At 64.8% G+C, this 21,211-nt stretch carries 19 protein-coding genes; 4 read left to right on the forward strand and 15 right to left on the reverse strand.

What is annotated here, in order from left to right; genetic code table 11:
• Positions 1–44: 44 nt before the first annotated feature.
• The 6 genes from ytfQ to QXZ85_RS03335 all read right to left on the reverse strand — a co-directional run bounded on the left by ytfQ (position 45) and on the right by QXZ85_RS03335 (position 5,899).
• Positions 45–1,013: a galactofuranose ABC transporter, galactofuranose-binding protein YtfQ gene (ytfQ, locus tag QXZ85_RS03310; protein ID WP_315700673.1), complete on the reverse strand. Its 969-nt coding sequence runs from the start codon at positions 1,011–1,013 to the stop codon at positions 45–47.
• 284 nt (positions 1,014–1,297) lie between these two features.
• Complete coding sequence (gene eda / locus QXZ85_RS03315) at positions 1,298–1,942, reverse strand: bifunctional 4-hydroxy-2-oxoglutarate aldolase/2-dehydro-3-deoxy-phosphogluconate aldolase (RefSeq protein ID WP_315765402.1); 645 nt, start codon at positions 1,940–1,942, stop codon at positions 1,298–1,300.
• A complete protein-coding gene (locus tag QXZ85_RS03320; protein WP_316173426.1) occupies positions 1,939–2,862 on the reverse strand; it encodes a sugar kinase in 924 nt (307 codons plus the stop codon). The genes eda and QXZ85_RS03320 overlap by 4 nt, the downstream gene beginning before the upstream one ends.
• A gap of 11 nt (positions 2,863–2,873) precedes the next feature.
• On the reverse strand, positions 2,874–3,905 hold the full coding sequence (locus QXZ85_RS03325) for an L-idonate 5-dehydrogenase (protein WP_316173425.1): 1,032 nt from the start codon (positions 3,903–3,905) through the stop codon (positions 2,874–2,876).
• Between the two features lie 21 nt (positions 3,906–3,926).
• Positions 3,927–4,694, reverse strand: coding sequence for a glucose 1-dehydrogenase (locus QXZ85_RS03330; RefSeq protein ID WP_316173423.1), 768 nt, complete (start codon positions 4,692–4,694; stop codon positions 3,927–3,929).
• Positions 4,695–4,702: 8 nt separating this feature from the next.
• A complete protein-coding gene (locus QXZ85_RS03335; protein WP_316173420.1) occupies positions 4,703–5,899 on the reverse strand; it encodes a mandelate racemase/muconate lactonizing enzyme family protein in 1,197 nt (398 codons plus the stop codon).
• Positions 5,900–6,051: 152 nt separating this feature from the next.
• Between QXZ85_RS03335 and QXZ85_RS03340 the strand changes: the two genes are divergently transcribed.
• From QXZ85_RS03340 to QXZ85_RS03350, 3 genes are all read left to right on the forward strand, one after another.
• Positions 6,052–6,804 carry a GntR family transcriptional regulator gene (locus tag QXZ85_RS03340; RefSeq protein WP_316173419.1) on the forward strand — a complete coding sequence of 251 codons (753 nt, stop codon included), beginning with the start codon at positions 6,052–6,054 and terminating at the stop codon, positions 6,802–6,804.
• Positions 6,805–6,839: 35 nt separating this feature from the next.
• Positions 6,840–8,213: an MFS transporter gene (locus QXZ85_RS03345; RefSeq protein ID WP_315700686.1), complete on the forward strand. Its 1,374-nt coding sequence runs from the start codon at positions 6,840–6,842 to the stop codon at positions 8,211–8,213.
• A gap of 192 nt (positions 8,214–8,405) precedes the next feature.
• Complete coding sequence (locus QXZ85_RS03350; RefSeq protein ID WP_316166751.1) at positions 8,406–9,197, forward strand: energy transducer TonB; 792 nt, start codon at positions 8,406–8,408, stop codon at positions 9,195–9,197.
• 122 nt (positions 9,198–9,319) lie between these two features.
• On the opposite strand, the gene nikE is transcribed toward QXZ85_RS03350, so the two are convergent.
• From nikE to hydA, 8 genes are all read right to left on the reverse strand, one after another.
• Positions 9,320–10,966: a nickel ABC transporter ATP-binding protein NikE gene (nikE, locus tag QXZ85_RS03355; RefSeq protein WP_409977834.1), complete on the reverse strand. Its 1,647-nt coding sequence runs from the start codon at positions 10,964–10,966 to the stop codon at positions 9,320–9,322.
• Positions 10,967–10,989: 23 nt separating this feature from the next.
• Positions 10,990–11,850: an ABC transporter permease gene (locus tag QXZ85_RS03360; protein WP_315700689.1), complete on the reverse strand. Its 861-nt coding sequence runs from the start codon at positions 11,848–11,850 to the stop codon at positions 10,990–10,992.
• On the reverse strand, positions 11,847–12,878 hold the full coding sequence (locus QXZ85_RS03365; RefSeq protein WP_316173418.1) for an ABC transporter permease: 1,032 nt from the start codon (positions 12,876–12,878) through the stop codon (positions 11,847–11,849). Before QXZ85_RS03365 ends, QXZ85_RS03360 begins: the two co-directional genes overlap by 4 nt.
• Before the next feature lie 22 nt (positions 12,879–12,900).
• Complete coding sequence (locus tag QXZ85_RS03370; protein ID WP_316173752.1) at positions 12,901–14,520, reverse strand: ABC transporter substrate-binding protein; 1,620 nt, start codon at positions 14,518–14,520, stop codon at positions 12,901–12,903.
• A gap of 79 nt (positions 14,521–14,599) precedes the next feature.
• Positions 14,600–16,048: an NAD(P)/FAD-dependent oxidoreductase gene (locus QXZ85_RS03375; protein ID WP_315765434.1), complete on the reverse strand. Its 1,449-nt coding sequence runs from the start codon at positions 16,046–16,048 to the stop codon at positions 14,600–14,602.
• A gap of 163 nt (positions 16,049–16,211) precedes the next feature.
• Positions 16,212–16,973, reverse strand: coding sequence for an SDR family oxidoreductase (locus QXZ85_RS03380; protein ID WP_316166745.1), 762 nt, complete (start codon positions 16,971–16,973; stop codon positions 16,212–16,214).
• Position 16,974: 1 nt separating this feature from the next.
• Entirely contained in the window at positions 16,975–17,946 is a 972-nt protein-coding gene (locus QXZ85_RS03385) for an NAD(P)-dependent oxidoreductase (protein WP_315767359.1), read from the reverse strand.
• A 15-nt stretch (positions 17,947–17,961) separates the two neighbouring features.
• Complete coding sequence (gene hydA / locus QXZ85_RS03390) at positions 17,962–19,431, reverse strand: dihydropyrimidinase (protein ID WP_315767358.1); 1,470 nt, start codon at positions 19,429–19,431, stop codon at positions 17,962–17,964.
• A gap of 145 nt (positions 19,432–19,576) precedes the next feature.
• Here hydA and QXZ85_RS03395 point away from each other — a divergent pair, with 145 nt between their 5' ends.
• Positions 19,577–20,236, forward strand: coding sequence for an aspartate/glutamate racemase family protein (locus QXZ85_RS03395; protein WP_315767357.1), 660 nt, complete (start codon positions 19,577–19,579; stop codon positions 20,234–20,236).
• Positions 20,237–20,239: 3 nt separating this feature from the next.
• Here the strand turns inward: QXZ85_RS03395 and QXZ85_RS03400 are convergent, their stop codons facing one another.
• On the reverse strand, positions 20,240–21,169 hold the full coding sequence (locus QXZ85_RS03400) for an N-carbamoyl-D-amino-acid hydrolase (protein ID WP_315700695.1): 930 nt from the start codon (positions 21,167–21,169) through the stop codon (positions 20,240–20,242).
• Between the last annotated feature and the right edge of the window lie 42 nt (positions 21,170–21,211).

The raw sequence follows: 21,211 nt of genomic DNA on the forward strand, positions 1-21,211 counted from the left end.
GCTTTCGCCAGGACGACGGTGATACGTCCATCAGAGCTCTCGGCTCAGTAGCCGAGGCCCTTCTTGCTGTCGTAGACCTTTTGCGGATCGTCCGCCGCGGTGTAGAGCTTGGACTCGGTCTGGATCCACTTCGGCGGCGTGGTGCCCTTGTCCTTGTAGGCAACGATCGCATCGAGCGCGGGTCCGGCCATGTTCGGCGTCAGCTCGACCGTGGCGTTGGCTTCACCGGCGGCCATCGCTTTGAAGATGTCCGGCACAGCGTCGATCGAGATGGTGAGGATGTCCTTGCCGGGCTTGAGACCCGCTTCCTTCATCGCCTGGATCGCGCCGACCATCATGTCGTCATTATGCGCATAGACCGCGCAGATCGACTTGCCGCCGTTTTCGGCCTTGATGAAGCTCTCCATCACCTCCTTGCCCTTGGCGCGGGTGAAGTCGCCGGTCTGGCTGCGCACCACCTTCAGGTTCGGATGCTTGGCGACGACGGTGTCGAAGCCCTTCTTGCGATTGGTGGCGACACTGGCGCCGACCGTGCCCTGCAGCTCGACGACGTTGCAGGCCTTCTCGCCGACGGTCTTGGCGAGCCACTCGCCGGCAACTTCGCCCTCATGCACGCTGTCGGAGGTGACGGCGGTGAGATACAGATCCTTCCCCGAGGGATCGATGTCGCGGTCGAGCAGCACGACCGGGATCTTGGCTTCCTTGGCTTCCTTCAGCACGGCGTCCCAGCCGCTCGCGACCACGGGAGCAAGGAAGATCGCATCCACGCCTTGCGCGATGAACGAGCGGATCGCCTTGATCTGGTTCTCCTGCTTCTGCTGCGCGTCGGCGATCTTCAGATTGACCTGCCGCTTGGCCGCCTCCTGCTTGGAAACCGAGGTTTCTGCCGCGCGCCAGCCGGATTCCGATCCGATCTGGGAGAAACCAATGGTGAGCTGGGCGGCGCTCGCCGGCTGCGCGAACATCAAAGCGGCGGTAGCGGAGGCCGCAAGAAGAAGGGCTTTAAGAGTCATATGGCGCGTTCTCCCAATAACGATCCGGCGGGTTCGATCCCGCGTCGCAGGTGCTGTTGCACCTTTCCGGCCGGCCTCGTGGCCAGCGCGGCCGTTATTTCACGGAAGCGGCACTCTGACTAGTCATATTATTTTACTATTAGACGTTTTGCGGAAGAGAGGGGGATGCCTGGCTGGCGGCCCTTCGGAACACCAACCGTAAGTTTTAGAAGTTTCCGTAATCTTGGCAAGATTGCTGGCGGCACGACACCGCCAGCGGCTTCAGTCTGAGGATCATGACAGCTCTATCGCAGCGCAGCGGCGGCCCGCGCGCGGCTCTCGATCGCATCCCACGCACCTGCCTTGATGTCGGCCGCAGGTGCCACCCAGGAACCGCCGATCGCGACGACCTTCTTGTGCGCGAGCCATTGCGCGGCGTTACCGGCGTTGATGCCGCCGGTCGGACAGAAGCGGACGGTCGGGAACGGGCCGGTGAGCGCATCGAGCGCAGCCAATCCACCGGCCGGCACCGCGGGGAAGAATTTCACCAGCTCATAGCCTCTGGTGACGCAGGCGATCAGATCCGACGGGGTCTGGATGCCCGGCGCGAACGGCAGCGTGCCCTGCGCCCCTGCTTCCAAGAGTTCGATCGACAGGCCGGGACTGATCGCGAAAGCAGCGCCAAGCTTTGCCGCGCGTTCATAGTCGGCTGATGTCAGCACGGTGCCGATGCCGACCGAGGCCTCCGGCACTTCGGCGATGATCGCGCGTGCCGCATCGAGACCGGCTTGGGTACGCAGCGTGATCTCGATCGCGCGCAGTCCGCCTTTGACCAGGGCGCGTGCGAGCGGCACGGCCTGTTTGGCGTCCTCGATGGTGATGACCGGGATCACCGGTGCCAGCGCAAAGATCGCGTCGAGCTTCGCGCGCTTGTCCTGCATGCTCATCATTGCTCTCTTTCGAAAATACGCTGCGGCATCGCCGCACGCGGGATCACCGCGCCCGGCGCCATGATGACCGCAGCCGCCAGCCGGTGCCCGGTATGGGCCGCATCGCCGGGTGAAGCGCCGTTGATGCGGGCGGCGAGATAGCCCGCATTGAAGGAGTCGCCGGCCGCAGTCGTGTCGATCGGCTGCACCACCTGATGCGGCGGAACCTCGGTTCTCTTGCCGCCGGCATGGATCAGGCATCCAAGCGGACCGCGCTTGACGACGATCTCGCTGACGCCGATCGCCTTCAACCGTTCCATGCAGGCGTCGGCTGTCGCATCGCCGAACAGCATCTGCTCGTCTTCCAGCGTCGGCAGCGCGAGATCGACCAACGGCAGGATGGCATCGAACGCCCGCTGCGCGGCTTGCTTGTCGGCCCAGCCGCGCGGGCGATAGTTGCCGTCGAACGCGACCCGGCCGCCGCGCTCGCGCGTGGCGACCAAGAGCTCCCGCAGCCTGGCCCTGCCGGTCTCGCCATACAGGGACAGGCTGATGCCGGAGAAATAGAGCCAATCGAAGCCGGCGAGCCGGTCGAGCATCGCATCGTCGGCCCGATCGAAGAGCTCCCGCGCCGGCGCGCGGTCGCGCCAATACAGGAAACTGCGCTCGCCCTTGGCGTCGCGCTCGATCATGTAGAGCCCGGGCACGCGGCCGGAGATGCACATCACCTCGTCGGTCTTGATGCCCTCGGCGCGCCAGGCCGCCAGCATCATCTCGCTCAGGGGATCGTCGCCGAGCGCCGTCACATAGGAGGTGTCGATCCCGAGACGCGAGAGATAGAGCGCGGTGTTGAGTGTATCGCCGCCGAAGCCGCGCCGGAACAGATCGCCGTCGGCCTGCGCGAATTCCACCATGCACTCGCCGATGCAGGCGATTTTCATCGAAACACCCGTCAAAAGGTGAGCTGAACCTTCATGGATTGCGCGCGGTCGCTGGCGAGCTCGAACGCTGCAACCGCCTGCTCGAACGGCAGCGACGCCGTGATCAGCGGCTTCACATCGATCAGGCCCTCGCCCATCAGCTTGAGCGCCAGCACGAATTCGCGGTCGAAGCGGAAGGTGCCGCGCAACTGCAGTTCCTTAGTGACCAGCGTATTCAGCGGCAAGGTCATCTCGCCGCCGAGCCCGAGCTGCACGATCACGCCGCCGGGCCGCATCACGTCCAGCGCGCTACGGAGCGCGGCCTGATTGCCGGAGGCCTCGAACAGCACGTCGAACGTCCCCTTGCCGGCGCGCCACGGCTCGAGCGCAGCGGGCTCATGTGCGACATTGAGCGCGTGACTTGCGCCGAGCTTTTTGGCGAACGCGAGCGGCGCATCGGCGATATCGGTGACCACGATCTCCGCCGCGCCGCCGTAACGCGCGACCAGAACCGACAGCGCGCCGATCGGCCCGCAGCCGGTCACCAGCACGCGCTTGCCGAGCAGCGATCCGGACTGATGCGCGGCGTGCAGGCATACCGACAGCGGCTCTGCCATGGCGGCTTCCGCGAGCGACAATGTCGGGGCGATCGGAACCACCTGCGAGGCGTCGACCGTGACGAATTCACGGAAGCCACCCTGCACATGGGGATTGCGCATCGCGCTGCCCATGAAGCGCATATCGAGGCACTGGTTGCGCAGCCCCTCGCGGCAATAGGCGCAGTGGCCGCAAGGCAGGCTTGGATTGACCGCGACGCGCATCCCTTCCGCAAGCTCAGTTGCGCCCGCGCCCACCGCGACAACCACGCCCGCAATCTCGTGGCCCAGCGCCATCGGCTGTTGAATCCGGACGGTGCCGAAGCCGCCGTGATGATAGTAATGCAGATCGGAGCCGCAGATGCCGCCGTTGGCGATCTGCACGCGCACTTGACCTGCAGCGGGCGCCGAGTCCGGAAACGAGTCGATCCGCAAATCCTTCGGCGCGTGAATGACGACGGCGCGCATGAGCCTCTCTCCGCTTCCCAATTACATCGCGGCGAGCATGCCGCCATCGACATAGATGGTCTGGCCGTTGACATAAGCCGACGCCTCGGAGGCGAGGAAGATGGCTGCGCCTACCAGCTCGTCAGGTCTTCCCCAGCGCTTGGAGGGTATGCGCGACATCAGCCAGCTGTTGAAATCAGGATTTTGCATCAGAGCCTGGTTCATGTCGGTCAGCATGTAGCCCGGACCGATCGCATTGGCCTGGACGCCGTGCTGAGCCCATTCCACCGCCATCGCCCGGGTGAGATTGCGGATGCCGCCCTTCGCCGCCGTATAGGGCCCGACGGTGGGCCGCGCAAGCTCGCTCGCAAGCGAGCCGATATTGATGATTTTGCCGCGGCCACGCGGGATCATGCGTTTCGCCGCCTCGCGGCCGATAATGAAGGCGCTGGTGAGATTGGTCTCGATCACCCTGCGCCATTCGCTTGAGGTGAACTCCACCAGCGGCTTGCGATGCTGAATGCCGGCATTGTTGACGAGGATGTCGATCGCAATGCCGGCGGCATCGAGCCGCTCGAACGCTCCGATCACGGCGGCTTCGTCGGTCACATCGAAGGCAGACGCCTCCGCCTGATGACCGGTGGCACGAAACTCCGCGGCAGCCGCGTCCGTGCGCGCCGGATCGGTGCCGTTGATGACAAGCCGCGCGCCGGCGCGTGCAAAACCTTCGGCAATGGCGCGGCCGAGGCCACGGGACGAACCGGTCACCAGGGCGGTCTTGCCGGACAGATCGAACAGAGAGATCGACATCACTTTACTCAAACGTTGCTGCGGCGGACGGTCAGGTCGGAGCGGTCGAACACGGCCGGCAAGAGATCGACGCCGAGCCCCGGCCCTTCCATCGGATAGACATAGCCATCCTTGATCACGGGCATGGTGGTGACAAGCTCGTTGTACCAGCCCTTGTAAAAGGCGCGCACCGATTCCTGAATCAGCGTGTTGGGTTGGCTGAACGACATGTGTACCGCGGCAATGAAGCCCACCGGCCCGATGCAGTCGTGCGGCGCAAACGGCCGGTGATAGGTCTCGGCCATGGCCGCGATCTTGCGCCCTTCCGTGAGCCCGCCGGTCCAGCACAGATCGGCCATCACCACATGAGCGGCGTCGCGATCGAGCATGTCCTTGTACGGGTAGCGCGAGCCGAGCGTCTCGCTGGCGGTGACCCAGACATGGGTGGAGCGGGCGTATTCGGCGAGCGCCTGCGGCGAGTTCATCCGGATCGGATCCTCGTACCAGGTCGGCTGGTAATCCTCGAGCACGCGCGCGATCTGCTTGGCGGTCGGCAGATTCCACAAGCTGTGGAATTCCACCATGATCTCCATCCTGTCGCCGACGGCTTTCCTGATCTTCTCGAACGGCGCGACCGCCGCCTTCATCTGCGCCGCGGTGATGTAGAGGCCCTGGTTCTCCTGTGCCGCCGGATCGAACGGCCAGATCTTCATCGCAGAGATTCCGCTCTCGAGCAGGCTCTCGGCCAGCTGGTCGGCGCAGTTCATGAATGCGTCGAGGTCCTCGTAAGGACTTTGCGTCTCCAGGCTCCAGTTCGATACCGGGCTGATATTGGTCGAGCGCACGTAGCGGGTGCCGGCGCAGGTGTTGTAGATGCGCTGCTTGTCGCGGCAGAGCCCGCCGAGCATCTGGTGCACCGGCTGGCCGCAGACCTTGCCGAACAGGTCCCACAGCGCAATGTCGATGGCCGAGGCCGCGCGATATTCGACCCCGGTCGAAGACTGCGCCATCGGCAGATTGAGCATATCGCGGTGGATCGCCTCGATCCTTAAAGGATCACGCCCGAGCAGCCGACCGGCAAAGGTGTCATGGATCTGGGCCTCGACCGCGCCTGCACCATAAAAGGTCTCGCCGAGCCCGATCACGCCGGCGTCGGTGTGGACGCGGACCCAGATGACATTGGCGAATTCCTCTGTCCGCAAGGTCTCGATCGCGGTGATCTTCACGGCTGCCGTCCTCCCAATGACCGGTTCTGTCTTGCATGTGTTACATGCGCGGCCCAGCCATACGCCCCCTTGTAATATATCACAATATGTTTATTGCTGATCACCGGGCCCCGAGGAAGAAGCGGCCAGAGGAAATGCCGAGGACACCACAGATGGCGCGCCGCAAAAGCGCTCTCGTAAAACCGGATGCCGACGACGCGGCGCCATCGCGCGGCGCGGGCAATCTGTTCGAGGCCGCCTATCTCAGGATCGAAGAGCTCCTGGTGAATTGCACGCTGAAGCCCGGCCGGTTTCTCACCGTGCAGGAGCTGCAAAGCGTGACCGGCTTCGGCCGCACACCGGTGCATGCCGCCGTCAACAGCCTCGCCGCCGATACGCTGATCATCATCCGGCCACGCCATGGGCTGCAGATCGCGCCGATCGATCTCGCCCGCGAGCGCCTGCTGCTCGGCCTGCGCCGCGACATGGAGCGCTTCGTCGTGCGGCTGGCGGCCGAACGGGCCGGCCTTTCGCACCGCAACCAGATGCAGCACATCGCGCGCGTGCTGAGCGAGCGCCGGAACACGCTGACGATCGACGAGTTCAACCAGCTCGACCGCCGCATCGACGGGCTCATCCTTGCCGCGAGCGGCGAGCCTTTCCTGGTGCACACCATGCGCCCGCTGCACACGATCTATCGCCGCATCGGCTACATCTATCACCACCTGCTGCCGGACCACGAGCTGACCGGCACGATCGATCGCCATCTCGCCATCCTGAATGCCGTGGCGAACCAGCGCGCTGCGAGCGCGGCGAAGGCGAGCGATACGCTGATCGCGTTCATGGATCAGATGTTCGAAGAGATGGAGGCGGGGATCGATCCCGGCCTGCTCGACTGCAGCATCGAGCCGCTGCCGGTCGCTTGAGCTTTCAGACCAATAACAACAAGGAAGGACCAGTTATGAGTATCGCAGCCACGACCGAGGTCCCGCAGCGGGCGGAGATCGATAGCGCAGTCCGCTATCTCATTCAGAACTACAGCCCCAAGGGCAACCGGGTCGGCTGGCTGATGATGGCCTCGATCCTGGTCGAGGCGTGGGATCTCTATTCCATCGCCTTCGTGCTGATCTTCATCAAGGAGCAATATAACCCCGGTCCGCTCGAGCTCGGACTCGCCGCGGCCGGCACGCAAGGCGGCGCGCTGATCGGCGCCCTGCTCGGCGGCTGGCTCTCCGACAAGATCGGCCGCCGCTGGATGTTCCTGGGCACCATGACCATGTTCGTGGTGCTGGCGCTGGCGCAGGCTTTCGTGCCCAGCATGACCTGGCTGATCGTCATCCGCTTCCTGCTCGGCGTGCCGCTCGGCAGCGACATCTCGACCGGCTACACCTACATCATGGAATCGATGGCCAAGGGCCAGCGCGAGGTGATGGGCAATCGCTGGCAGTTCATGTTCGCCGTCGGCGAAGTCTTGACCCTCGGCGTGATCGCGATCTTCCTGGTGATCGAGCTCAACCACGAAACACTGTGGCGCGTCACGCTGGGGCTCGGCGCCGTGCCGGCCCTGATCATCCTGTTCCTGCGCCACGACGTGCCGGAGACCGCCGTGTGGCTGGTGCAGCATGGCCGCTTCAAGGAGGCCAAGGCGGTCGCGCAGCAGATGTATAACGACGATCTGGCGATGCTGCCGAACCACGACGTCGCCGTCGAGAAGCCGAGCACCTGGGATTTCCTCGCCGATTTGCGCAAGGACCCGATCCGCTGGCGCGCCACGATCTACGGCTGGATCGCCTGCTTCGCGCAGGGCAGCGAGTTCTCCACCTTCGCCTTTTATCTGCCGGTGCTGTTTGCGATGGTCGGCGTGTCCAGCGTGCTCGGCAACAATCTCGTCACCATGGCGCTGTTCAGCTTTGCTGCAATCTCGGGCTGGGTCGGACCGCTGTTGACGCCGAAGATCGGCCATCGCGGCATCGGCATCGCCGGCTTCGGCATCGTGCTGGTGTCGCTGCTGGTCGCCGCCGCCGCGCTCTACACCGACCACAAATACATCCTGCCGTTTGCAGCGGCCGGCATGCTGTGGGGCCATTATTGGGATGCCTCGAACTGCATGACGATCCCGACCATGGTGGCGCGGCCGCGCTATCGCGGCACCGCCAGCGGCTTCGCCTACATGTTCGTGAAGCTGCCCTCGTTCCTGGCGATCTTCCTGTTCCCGATGCTGTTCACCGCGATCGGCCAGGCCAACGCGACGCTGTTCGTCGCCATTTTCCCGCTGATCGGACTGCTGGCTGCGATCTTCATCCTGCCGGAGGTCTACGGCTACGAGGCGGATTGAGCGGATTTGCAGTGTAGGGACCTGTAGGGTGGGTAACGGCGCGCAGCGCCGTCCCCACCGCCGCGAGTTCGACAACAAACAGGGCGGCCACGCTTCCGCCGACGCCCTTCGGGCTATGGCGGACAAGTCGCTTTGCCCGCCCTGCTTTCTCTGCGATCCGCAAAGTCGCGAAGGATACCGCCTCACCAGAAAATGCGCGACGCCGGCAGCAGCGAAGGTTACACTGCGTTCCGAGGGGCAGTGTTAGCGATGCGACGTTTGGCAGCCATTTTCTTCATTTCGTTGTCCAGCCTCACGACCGCTGGTGCGGACGAAGCCACTTACAGGCAGCGGCTGGCCCGCTACCTCTTGGAAAACTCCCAGGAATTTCGCAACGAGCTTAAGGGCCGGCCCGCGGACATCGACGTCATCCTCACGATCGACCGGAACGGCAAGCTCTTGGGTGCCGATATCGCCCGCAGCTCGGGGGTGCCGCAAGACGATCAGAACGTCCTCGCCGGCCTCCGCCGAATGTCCGCGTTTCCGGAGGTTCCTGCCGACGTTCAGGTCCCCTTAAGAGTCAGGATACCGTTCACATTTTTTGCGCAGACGCGCGTCGGCTTCGTCGATCTGAAGTGGACCATGACGTCCAGTACCTCCGGCCCGGAGATCGCATTCCGCGGGGATATCCTTCATTATCTCCAGGCGCATCCGCTGAAGCTGCCCGATGATACGCAGAAGCTGAACGACGCGCACTCGATCGTCGAATTTTCGATCGATCGTGATGGCACGCTTCTGGACGCGAGAATCACGAAGAGCTCCGGCCCCAAAGCCATGAATGACGACACGCTCGCCTGGCTCAGGAAGCTCCAACCCTTTCCTAAGCCGCCATCCGAAGTGAAGGTCCCGATGAAGCTCACGGCAGACATCGTGTTCAGTCCGAAAAGCATCTGGAACGACGAGGAAACCAGGCGAAAGGTGAGCGGCATCTGCCGGGGCTGTTAGTTTATTGCCAGCCTTATCGTCATTGCGAGGCGCCCTTGCGCCGAGGCAATCCAGGCTGTTTCCGCGGCGGCAGTCTGGATTGCTTCGCTTCGCTCGCAATGACGGTGGTACTAAACATATCACTAAGCCGGTGCCAATTCTGCCTGCTGGATATGCGGCACGGCCTCGACCAGCTCGCGGGTGTAGTCGGTCTGCGGATTCGCGAACAGTGCCCGGCTCTCGCCCTGCTCGACGATCTGGCCTGCGCGCAGCACGATGGTGCGGTCGCACATCATGCGGACCACGTTGAGGTCGTGGCTGACGAACAGGAAGGCGAGATTGTCCTCGCGGCGCAGCCTGTTCAGAAGCTGCAGCACCACCGCCTGCACCGAGACGTCGAGCGCGGCGGTCGGCTCGTCCAGGACCAGGAGCCGCGGCTTGCAGGCGATCGCCCGCGCAATGCCGACGCGCGCCTTCTGCCCTCCGGACAGCTGGTGCGGAAAGCGCGACAAGAGCTCCCTCGGCAGACCGACGCGATCGGCACATTCCTCGACGCGGCGGCGCAACGCATCGCCCGATCGCATCGCCATCAGCCGGGTCAAAGGATGCGCGATACAATCGAACGCGGTGTAGCGCGGATTGAGGCTGTCGTTCGGATCCTGAAAGACGATCTGGATGTCCTTGCGGAATTCAGAGCGGTGAAAGTCGCGCGCCGGAATCTGGCCGATCGCCTGGCCGTCGAACAGGATCTCGCCCGCGCTCGGATCGATCAGCCGGCAGATCATGCGCGAGGTCGTGCTCTTGCCGGAGCCGGATTCGCCGACCAGACCGATGCTCTCACCGGGACGCATCGTCATCGAGAAATCGGCGACGCCGAGCGTGCCGTCGTCGAAGTGCTTACCAATGCGCTTGACGTCGAGCAGCAGCGGCGTGCCATGCGGTGGAGGCGGCAGTTCGCTCACTTGAACCAGCGGCACCGGCGCGCCATCCGGCACCAGGTCCTCCACCCGCGAGGATGCGGTCGGTGAGGCCGCGACCAGGCGCTTCGTGTACGGATGCTGCGGCCGCTGAAACAGCGCCAGCGGCTCGGCTTCTTCGACCAGCCGTCCCTGCTCCATCACCACGGCTCGGCGGCAGTAGCGCGCAGCGAGGCCAAGATCGTGCGTGATCAAGATGGTCGCCATGCCGCGCTCAGCGGCGATGGTCGCAAGCAAATCCATCACCACCTTCTGCGTGGTGACGTCGAGGCCGGTGGTCGGCTCGTCGGCGATCAGAAGCTGCGGATTGCAGGAGATCGCGATCGCGATCATCACGCGCTGGCACATGCCGCCTGACAGCTCGTGCGGATAGGCATTGATGCGCCGCTCGGGCTCGCGGATCTGCACGGCGCGCAACAGCTTCAAGGCCTCGCCGCGCGCTTCCTTCGCCGAGATACGGCGATGCGCGAGGATGGCGTCGGCGATCTGCTCGCCAATGGCGCGGATCGGGTTCAGCGCCGCGCGCGGATTCTGGAAGATCATCGCCATCGCGGCGCCGTGCAGGCTGCGCAGATCGGCGCCGCCGGCGCGGGTGATGTCCTGGCCCTTGAAGCGTATCAAGCCGTCGGTGATCCGGCCGGCCTTGTCGAGCAGATGGGTGATGGCAAAGCCGGTGACCGACTTGCCGGAGCCGCTCTCGCCAACCAGGCCCAGCATCTCGCCCGGCTGCAGTGACAGCGACACGCCGCGCACGGCCTCGACGATGCCGCGACGGGTGGAGAAGGTCACCTTGAGGTTCTCGACCTCGAGCAGCGGCGCGGTGTTTCCCAATGCTATCACGTTCTCATCCTCGGATCGAGGATGTCGCGCAAGCCGTCGCCGAGCAGGTTGAAGCACAGCACCGTCAGCATCAGTGCAAAACCCGGACACGCCACCAGCCACCAACGCCCTGTCGAGATGAAGCGCGCGCCTTCGGCGACCATGATGCCCCATTCCGGTGTAGGCGGCTTGACGCCAAGACCGATGAACGAAAGGCCGGCGGCATTGAGGATGGCCCAGCCGAGATTGAGCGAGATCTGGACGGCCATCGCCGGCAGCACATTCGGCAGCAGGAAGCGCAACACCACCGCAACGTGGCCTTCGCCGCTAGCGCGCGCGGCCTCGACCCAGCCCAAATTGCGGCGGATGTTGACCTCGGCGCGGGCGAAGCGGATGTAGAACGGTAGGTTGATGATCGCGGTTGCGATCACGATGTTCTCGACGCGGTTGCCGAGGGCAGCGACCATCGCCATCGCCAGCACGAACAGCGGAAAGGCCATCAAGACATCGACGAAGCGGCCGATCGCCTTGTCGAGCCGGCCGCCGGCATAGCCGCACAGCGCACCGATCACCGAGCCGATCGCAAAGGAGACCGCGACGGCGCTCACCGCGATCGCCAGATCCAGGCGCGTGGCGATGACCAGGCGGCTGAAGACGTCGCGGCCGAGTTGGTCGGTGCCGGCCCAATGCGCCGCGCTCGGCGCCTGCAAGGCCTGCGGCACATCCGACGCAATGGGATCATAAGGCGCGAGCCAGGGCGCAAGGATGGCGACGATCGCCAGCAGCAGCGCGCCGCAAGCGGCAACGGCGGTCACCGGATTGCCGCGCAACACCCAGGAGGTGTGACGGAGCGTCGAGGATGTTTCCATCGTGCTCATGCAACCGTCGCCCGGGGATCGGCGATGCCGTAGAGCACATCGACGAGCGGATTCACGATGACGAAGATCGTGGCCATCAGCAGCACGAAACCCTGCACCGGCGCGTAGTCGGAGACGAGCAGCGCATCGAGCGCATAGGAGGCGACGCCCGGCCAGGAGAACACCTTCTCGACCAGCACGTTGGCGCCTAACATGGTGGAGAAGACGATGCCGGCGATGGTAATGACCGGCAGGATGGCGTTGCGCAGCGCATAGGTGACGACGATGCGCCACCCGGACAGTCCGACCGAGCGCGCGGTGCGGACGAAGTCGCTGCCGAGCGAGACCAGCATCGAGGCGCGGGTGATGCGCGCCAGCGGCGCGATCACGAACAGCGCCATGGTGAAGGCCGGCAGCATCAATTGCCGCACCGCCGCCCACCAGCCTTCGAGATCGCCGGCGAGCAGGAAGTCGACGATCAGGAAGCCGGTGCGCGACGGCGGCAGCGTGGTGAAGATGTCGACGCGGCCGGTCGGGTCCGGCGCGAGGCCGAGCAAATAGTAGAATACGTAGATGAGGAGCAGGCCGGACACGAAGGTCGGCACGCAGACACCGAGCGAGCAGAACAGCCGCGCGCCATGGTCGACCAGCGAGCCCGGTCGAAGTGCGGCGATCACGCCGAGCGGCACCGCCGACACCAGCGCAATGAGCAGTGCCGCCAGTGTCAATTCGAGCGAGGCCGGCAGACGTTCGCGCAGGTCCTTGGCGACCGGCTGCCCGGTCATCATCGAGCGCCCGAGATTGCCGCGGCCGACGTCGTAGAGATAGATCGCCAGCTGGTTCGGCAACGGCTTGTCGAGCCCGAGTTGCTTGCGGATCACCTCGATCTCCTCCTTGCCGGCATTGGGCCCGGATGCGAAGAACACGGCGGGATCGCCGGGCAGCACCCGCATCAAGAGGAAGGTGAAGACCAGCACGCCGAACAGCGCCGGCATCGACGAGATGAACCGCCGCCCCGCCCGGATCAGAGTTGCGCCGATCGTGCCCATGCTTCGCGCTGTTCTCGCTCGCCTACTTGCGGCTGAGATTGCGGTAATCCACCTGCCGCGTGAACTGGTAGACATACCCCTCGACGTTCGGCTGCATCACCGCATCCTGCGCCGCCTGCCAGATCGGAATCTGGAACATCTGGTCGAAATGGATGGCATTGAGCGCCCTGCCCTCCTCCTCGTACTTCTCCCTATCGGGCTCGAAGCGCGCGGCCTGCGCGATCTTCTCCAACTCCGCATTGTCGGTGGAGGAATAGTTCCAGCGCTGATTGCCGGTGTAGAAGTTGCGGTAGAAATAGTCGGTCGACGGCAACCAGGCGACGATTCCTTCCGTGAAGAACGGCAGCTTCTTCTCGTTGATCGCGGTCGACATCTGCGCGTCCGGCAGCTTCTGGATGTCGACCTTGATGCCGATCTTGGCCAAGGATTCCTTGACCAGCGCCGCCATCGGCTCGGCGGTCGCCGCCTGGCCGACATTGAAGCTGAACGTCGTGGAGAAGCCGTCCCGCATGCCGGCGTCCTTGAGATAGGCCTTCGCCTTGTCGAGATCGAGCTTGACCGGCTGCGGGATCGGATAGGCGCCGCTCGGCGGCTTGCCATCAGCCCAGGTCGCGCCGAACAGCGGCGCGCCACGGCCGAACAGCGTCGCCTTGAACATATCGTCATAGGGCAACGCATAGGCGATCGCGCGCCGCACGTTGACATTGTCGAACGGCGGAATCTTGTTGTTCATCGAAATGAAGTTCACCGCATTGTACTGCGGCGTCGAGATCACCTTCAGCTTGCCCTTCCCTTCCAACGCTTGCACATCGCTCGCCTGCAGATCGATGACAAGGTCGGCATCGCCGCGCTCGACCAGATTGGCGCGTGTGGCGGGCTCCGGCACCGACTGGATGATCAGTCGCTTGAACCCGGCCGGCTTGTCCGGCGTGCCACGATTCCAGGCCTCGTTACGCTTGGCGATCACCTGCTCGCCTGGCTTGAAGGTCTCGACGATATAGGCGCCGCTGCCCGCGGCATTCTCCTTGGTCCAGTTCAGCGCCCACGGATCGTCGGCAGTCGCATGCGCCTTCGCGAGCTTGGAGTTGATGATGATCGGATAGACCGTGGCGAGGTTCGGCAGCGCGAGCTTGTCCGGCTTCGGCAAGGTCACTTCGAACGTCAGGGGATCGATCACCTTGAACTGATCGGGGGACGTCAGTGAGCCCGTGAGCAGCTGCGCCTTGCCGAGGATCGGCGCGCTGACGCAGCGGTCGAGCGACCATTTCACGTCCTCGGCGGTGACGGGTGAACCGTCCTGGAATTTGGCATCGGGGCGCAGCTTGAAGGTGATCTTCAGGCCATCCGGACTGACCTTGTAGGACTCCGCGAGCTCGCCGGAAATGGTGTCGAGATCGAACACCCATTTGCCATTGAGCTGCTTGCGGCCGAACGACACCAGCCGGTCATAGCTGCTCATCGAGAGCGCGAAGGCCTCGCGGGTCGAGCCCGGAATGTTGGGATCGAGCGTGTTGACGGTGGCGCCAGTGACATAGCGCAGCGTCTCGGCGCGACTCTGCGCATGTGCGCCTGGCACGGCTGGTGCCACCGCAAGCAATGCTGCTGCCGCGACCAATATCCGTTTGGAAATCGAAAAGCTCATGCTCATGCCCTTCGCCTCATCTGTCTGGGCCCAACGGCCCGGCCGTGTCTCGGTCTGCGAGAGTCCGAAAAGCAGCAAATCATGTGCCAGCAGGACACTTCGAAGATCCACTCGCCGGCTCGCGCCGCACCACCGCCTGCGGCACGTCATAGGCCTGGAATGCCGCCCAGTGCTTGTCGAGGTCAGCGCGGAACAGCCCCCGCGTCAGCCCATGCACCAGCTTCGGCACCGCCGTCGTCATCGCGTTGATCGACGAGCCGGACGCGCCGAAGCTCATGGTGGAGGCGATCGCGAACACGTGGATGTTGGCGATCCACGGCGTTTCCCCGAATGTTCGCTCGCACAGCGCGTAGTCGTCGGCGAGATAGGGGAATGCGCCAAGCCGCGCGTTGCGCTCTTCGGCCGGCGGCGTGTAGCGGTCGCCCCAGCGCGCGATGTTGTGCGCGAAGCGCTTCAGCTCGGCACGGCCGGCGAAATCCGTCGCGATGCCGGTCGCGCTGACGACGAAATCACAAACGATCTCGCCGCGCGGCGTTTGCAACACGACGCCGTCGGGCGTCTCCCGTGCTGCCTCGACCGGCACTCCCTCATGCAGACGGAAGGCCGCATGGCGCGCGCAGCGGTCGTAGGTGTGCTGCGGAAAGCCCTCGCGCAGCTCCAGGACTGCCCGCATGAAACGCCAGCGCCAGACATCGTCGAGCTCGGAGAAGTGCCGCAAGAATCCGCGGAAGGTCAGCCAGCGATAGGGCTGCACCAGCTGGATCTCGGCGCGGCGGCAGAGCAGATCGACGCGCTCTGCGCCTGCTTCCAGTGCCGTCGCCGCATTGTCGAAGGCCGAGGCGCCGGCGCCGATGACGGCAACACGTTTGGCGCGCAGCGTCTCGAAATCGATCGCGGTAGCGGAGTGGACGCAGCGCGTAGCAGGCAGATGGCGCAACGGCGCCGGAATGCTCCAATCGCCCATCCCCTCCTGGCCGGTGGCAAGCACAATCTTGCGCGCATAGAGCGCCTCTTCGCCGGCGCGGCTCCGAACGCTCGCCTGCAACAAGCCATTGGCGGCGGGTGCGATATCGATCGCCTCGCAGCCGTTGCGCACCGGAAGGTCGAGCACGCTCCGATACCACGCGAGATACTCTGCCCAATATTCGCGCGGAATGAGATCAAGATCGCGCCAGCTCTGTTCGCCGAATTTCGCCTCGTGCCAGGACTGATAGGTGAGGCTGGGAATATCGAGATCCGGACCGGTAAAATCTTTGGGCGAGCGCAGGCGCGGCATACGCGCATAGGTCAGCCACGGCCCCTCGCGCCCCTGCTCCGCTTTGTCCAGCACCATGATGTTGGTGACCTGCGAGCGCATGAGCCCGAAGGCCGTCGCAAGGCCCGACTGGCCGCCACCAACGATCAGCACGTCCAGCGCGGGGCGACCGTCGGGACCAGGCACCGGCTTCAGCCAAGGCATCTTGGGGTGGGCGATCCTGTCGAGATCGCGCCGGACCTGAGCGGCAAGCGCGGCGAGCCCGTCATTCATGGCGCGCACCGGGACGCGTTGCAGTGTCGCGCCCGACACGATCGATCTCGCCCACGCCCACTCCATGCATTCCTGATCCGGCCGGCGCAGCCTAGCAAAGCATCTTCAGCGGCAGAAATCTCAATTTGCTGGGGACTATTCACCGGACTTATAGACCGAAGCCTCAGGCCACGAGCCAGCCGCCATCGACCGGCAGCACCACGCCGGTCACGAAAGAGGCTTCATCGCTGGCGAGGTAAAGCACGGCGGAAGCGACCTCCTCGGCCTCACCGAAGCGCTTCATCGCGTGGCGCTGGCGCGAGGCGTCGCGCACGACGTCCGGATCGACATGGCGCGCGAAGCTGCGGCGAAGCATCGGCGTATCGATAGCTCCCGGGGCGATCGCATTGACGCGAATGCCGTCGGTCGCGAAATCGACCGCCATGGTGCGGGTCAGGCTGATGATCGCGCCCTTGGCGGCGATATAGGCGCTGTTGCCTTTGCCGCCGGCAATCGCCAGCTGCGAGGCCAGCGTGATGATCGCCCCCTTCTGCTGGCGCTGCATGACCGGCACCGCGGCCTTGGCCCACAACCAGGTGCCGCCGACATTGGCGCGGAACACCGCATCCCAATCCGCAGGGGCGGTCGTGACGATGGTGCCGCCGCAGGAGAAGCCAGCCGCACACAGCAGCACATCGAGCCGGCCGCGGCCTGCGGCCACGCTTTCGACCGTCGTCGTGGCAAAATCGATTTCGCCGACGTCGCCGATATGAATGCTGCCCTCGCCGCCAGCCTCCTGCAGCTGCGCCAGCGTTGCCTCAGCGCCTGCCGCGTCGCGGTCCACAAGGGCAACGAAGGCGCCCTCGCGCGTGAACGCGACCGCGCTGGCGCGGCCGATGCCCGAGCCGCCGCCGGTGATGATGACGGTCCTTCCCGCGAGTCTCATGCTATGCTCCAAGGTACTCATCGAACCAGCGGCTCAGATGCACCGCCGAGTCCAGGCAGCTGAATTGGGCACGCCAGCCGAACTCATCAGCCAGTCGCGCCGTCGACAACGGCGCACGCGCCGGCCCATGCACGGCGATTGTGGGCCTCTCGCCTTGTTCAGCCAGCCGGCAGACGAAGCCCGGCCGCAGGTCAGCAAAGCGGTCGCCCCACGCTTCCACGGTATAGGTTACGCCGCTGGAGATGTTGTAGAGCGTGTACTGCGGCTTAGCCGCCTCCAGCAGCAGCGCAATCGCGTCCGCGACATCGAGCGCATAGACCCAGTCCCTTGCGCCAGCGTCGCTCAAGAGCGCCGGCTCGCCACGCGCAAGGCAACCGAGGATCAGGGCCTGCGGCGATGGCGTATCGCGCACGCCACCTGCGCGCTCGAACGGCCCGAACACGGCTGATAGCCGCACGCTGATCACATCGGTCTGCCAGAGATCGCCCAGGCGCGCGGCGACGCGTTCGGAGGCGAACTTGGTGATGGAATACAATGACACCGGATCGCAAGGCGTTGTCTCATCCAGGAACTGAAAGCGCTGTCCGCTGGCGCCATAGGCTGCGGCGGAGGACAGGTTGATGACACGCTTCACGTTGGCGCGGCGCGCGGCCTGCAGCATGGGCACCTGCGCCAGCAGGTTGACCGCAAGAATACGCTCCGGCTCGGCCGCGTCGCGCTCGACACCGGCCGTGATCGCCGCGCCCAGCACCAGGGTATCGCAACCAGATGCGATCGCGGCGGCAACGGCCTGATGATTGGTTACATCCCCCTGCAGCACGCAAAGCTGTTTGCCATAGACCGCAAAGGCACGCTGCGCGGCGTTCGGCAGATCGGCGTGGTCGAACAAGGTCACCTGATGGCCGCGCGCGAGCAGCGCTTGCGCGACATTGAGTCCGACAAAGCCGCACCCGCCGAAGATCAGGACGTGCATGGCGCTCCGTCCAGCCTACAGCAGCCGCGCGCCAAAATTCTGCTCGGGGTCCATGTCTGCCACCAGGCGTCCGGTCGGCTTCGCTGCCTCGCCGCCGCTGCGGGCCAGGAAGCGGCCTGAGCCGGCCTGCGCCGACAACTTGCCGTCCTCGACGATGACGCGGCCGCGCGACAGCACCGTCACCGGCCAGCCCTGCACGGAGCGGCCGGCGAACGGCGTGTAGCCGGCGCGATCGTGCATCATCGCGTCGCTGATCGTGACACGCTTCTCCGGATCCCAGATCGCGATGTCGGCGTCGGCGCCGATCGCGATCGCGCCTTTCTTCGGATGCAGATTGTAGATCTTGGCCGGCGCCGTCGCGGTCAGCTCGACGAACTTGTTGAGGCCGAGCCGGCCCTTCGACACCATCGCGTCGAACAGCAGCGGCAGCCGCAGCTCCAGCCCCGGCAGGCCGTTGGCGATCTGCTTGAAGTTCGGGTTGGGGCCGGCGCGCAGCTTGCCGGTCTCATCGAAGCGATAGGGCGCATGGTCGGAAGAGATGGTCTGCAGGTCGCCGAGCGAGAGCGCCTGCCACAGCGCATCTTGGTCGGAGGCGCGGCGCGGCGGCGGGCTGCACATCCATTTCGCGCCCTCGACGCCGGGCTTGTCGAGATCATCGGCCGTGAGGAACAGGTATTGCGGGCAGGTCTCGGCGAACACCTTCAGCCCCTGGCCGCGCGCGTCGCGGATGACCTTGGCGCCCTCGGCGGTCGAGACGTGGAAGATCATGATCGGCTGGTCGATCAGCGCAGCCATCCCGATCAGGCGGTTGAAAGCTTCCGCTTCGGAGAAGCGCGCGTGGCTGATGGCGTGGTATTTCGGATGGGTATAGCCGCGCGCCAGCAGCCGCTTCACCATCCACGAGATGATGCCGTGGTTCTCGGCATGCGCGCACAGCATCGCGCCGCCCTCGCGCGCCGCAACCAAAATATCGAGCAACGGCTCATCGTCGATCTTCAGGAGATCATAGGTCATGAAGATCTTGATCGAACCGTGCCCCAGCTTGATCAGCGCGGGCAGATCGTGCTCCAGCGTCTCCTTGGTCGGGTCCGCGACGATCATGTGGAAGGCGTAGTCGATCACGGCACCTTTGCGCGCGAGCGCATGATACTCCTCCAACACCTGCGGCAGTTTCATGCCGATATGCTGGGCGGCAAAGGAGATCACCGAGGTCGTGCCGCCAAAGGCGGCCGAAGTGGTCGCGCTCTCGAACGTATCGGCGTTGACGATGCCGGCTGCCGATAGCTGCTCGATATGGCAATGGCTGTCGACGCCGCCAGGCAATACCAACTTGCCCCGCGCATCGATCTCGCGCTTGGCCGGACCAAGGCCACGGCCGATCGCGACGATGCTCTCGCCCGCAATGGCGACGTCGGCCTCGAATATGTCGGTCGTCGTGGCGACGCGCCCTCCCCGGATCATCAACTCATAGGCTGGCTCGGTCATGGCGGTCCCCTTATCAGTTCTGCCCAATGGAACACCGCTGATGTCGCGGCGCGCCGTTGCGCCCGGCGCATGACGATCGCATGCGCCACGTGGCATAGTGATTGCGTTTCACGCTGCGTCAACACGTCTCAAGCAGGAAGCTCCCATGTCCCGCCCGCGCATCACGGTGATCAATCCGAACTCCAATCAGATAGTCACCGACGGCCTCGCCGAGGCACTGAAGCCGCTGATGTTTGCCGACGGACCGGAGATCGTCTGCGAGACCCTGAAGGAAGGCCCGTACGGAATCGAAAGCCAGAAGGACGCCGACAGCGTGACCATGCCGCTGCGGCGGTTCGTCGAAACCGACAACGCGTCGAGCGCCTTCGTGATCGCCTGCTACAGCGATCCCGGCCTGCATGTCTGCCGCGAGGCGACGGCGCGGCCGGTGCTCGGCATCGCCGAATGCGGCGTGCTGACCGCACTGACCCGCGCCGACAGTTTTGGCGTGATCGCGATCGCCCAGCGCTCGATCCGGCGACATCTACGCTATCTCCGCCAGATGGGGCTGATGGACCGGCTCGCCGCCGAGCGGCCGCTCGACATGACGGTGGCCGAAACCGCTTCTGGCGAAGGCACGCTGGCCAGGATGATCGCGGTCGGCCGCGCGCTGAAGGAGCAGGATGGCGCCGGCGCGATCGTGATGGGCTGCGCCGGCATGGCGCGCCATCGCAAGGGCCTGGAAGATGCGCTCGGCATTCCCGTGATCGACCCGACTCAGGCGGCTATCACCATGGCGCTCGGCGCGGTGGCGTTCGCGCACTGATCTTCACTCCTCCGGGGGAATCGCACCGGTGCGGCTGGTGATCAGGCCGTAATGCTCGATGCGGCGGTGGCTCGCAAAATCGAAGATCGTCTCCTTGCCGAACTTGGTTGCGTCGAGATCGCAACGCGCGACCAGCACCTCATCGCCTTCGGTCGTCGCTTCAGCGACGATCCCGCCGTCCGGATCGACAATCAGACTGCCGCCGATCAGCGGATGACCGTCCTCCACGCCGGCTTTGGCGACCGCGACCACCCAGCAGGAGTTCTGATACGCGCCTGATTGCACCGAGAGACGATTATGGAACAGCCGCTGTTCCGGTCCCTCGGCATTCTTCTGCGAGTTGACCGACGGCGTGTTGTAACCAATCAGCACCATCTCGACGCCCTGCAGGCCCATCACGCGATAGGTCTCGGGCCAGCGGCGGTCGTTGCACACCGCCATGCCGATGATGCCGCCGAGATTGCGCCACACCGGAAAGCCGAGATCGCCCGGCTCGAAATAGCGCTTCTCCAGGTGCTGGTGGCTGCGCGTCGGATCGTACTCCTCGTGACCCGGCAGATGCACCTTGCGATATTTGCCGACGATGTTGCTGTCGCGATCGGTCAGGATCGCCGTGTTGTAGTGATGGCCGTCCGGCGTCAGCTCGGCATAGCCGAAGTTCATCGCCATCCGGTGCTGCCTGGCGCGATCGAACAGCGGCTGCACGGCCGCATTCGGCATGGCGCGCTCGAACCAGGTGTCGACCTCGGCCTGATCCTCCATATACCAGCGCGGAAAAAAGGTGGTCAGCGCCAACTCCGGATAGACGATGAGATCGGCGCCTTTGGCTTTGGCCTCGTCCATCAGCGCGATCATCCGCGCGACCACGACCTCGCGGCTGTCGGCCCTTTGGATCGGCCCCATCTGGGCGGCGGCAACATTGATCACGCGCATGGTGTCACTCCTTGGTCGAAAACTCCAACGTCATTACGAGCG

Origin of the sequence: Bradyrhizobium sp. SZCCHNGR1005 (assembly GCF_032489995.1) — a bacterium.
Lineage (GTDB): Bacteria > Pseudomonadota > Alphaproteobacteria > Rhizobiales > Xanthobacteraceae > Bradyrhizobium.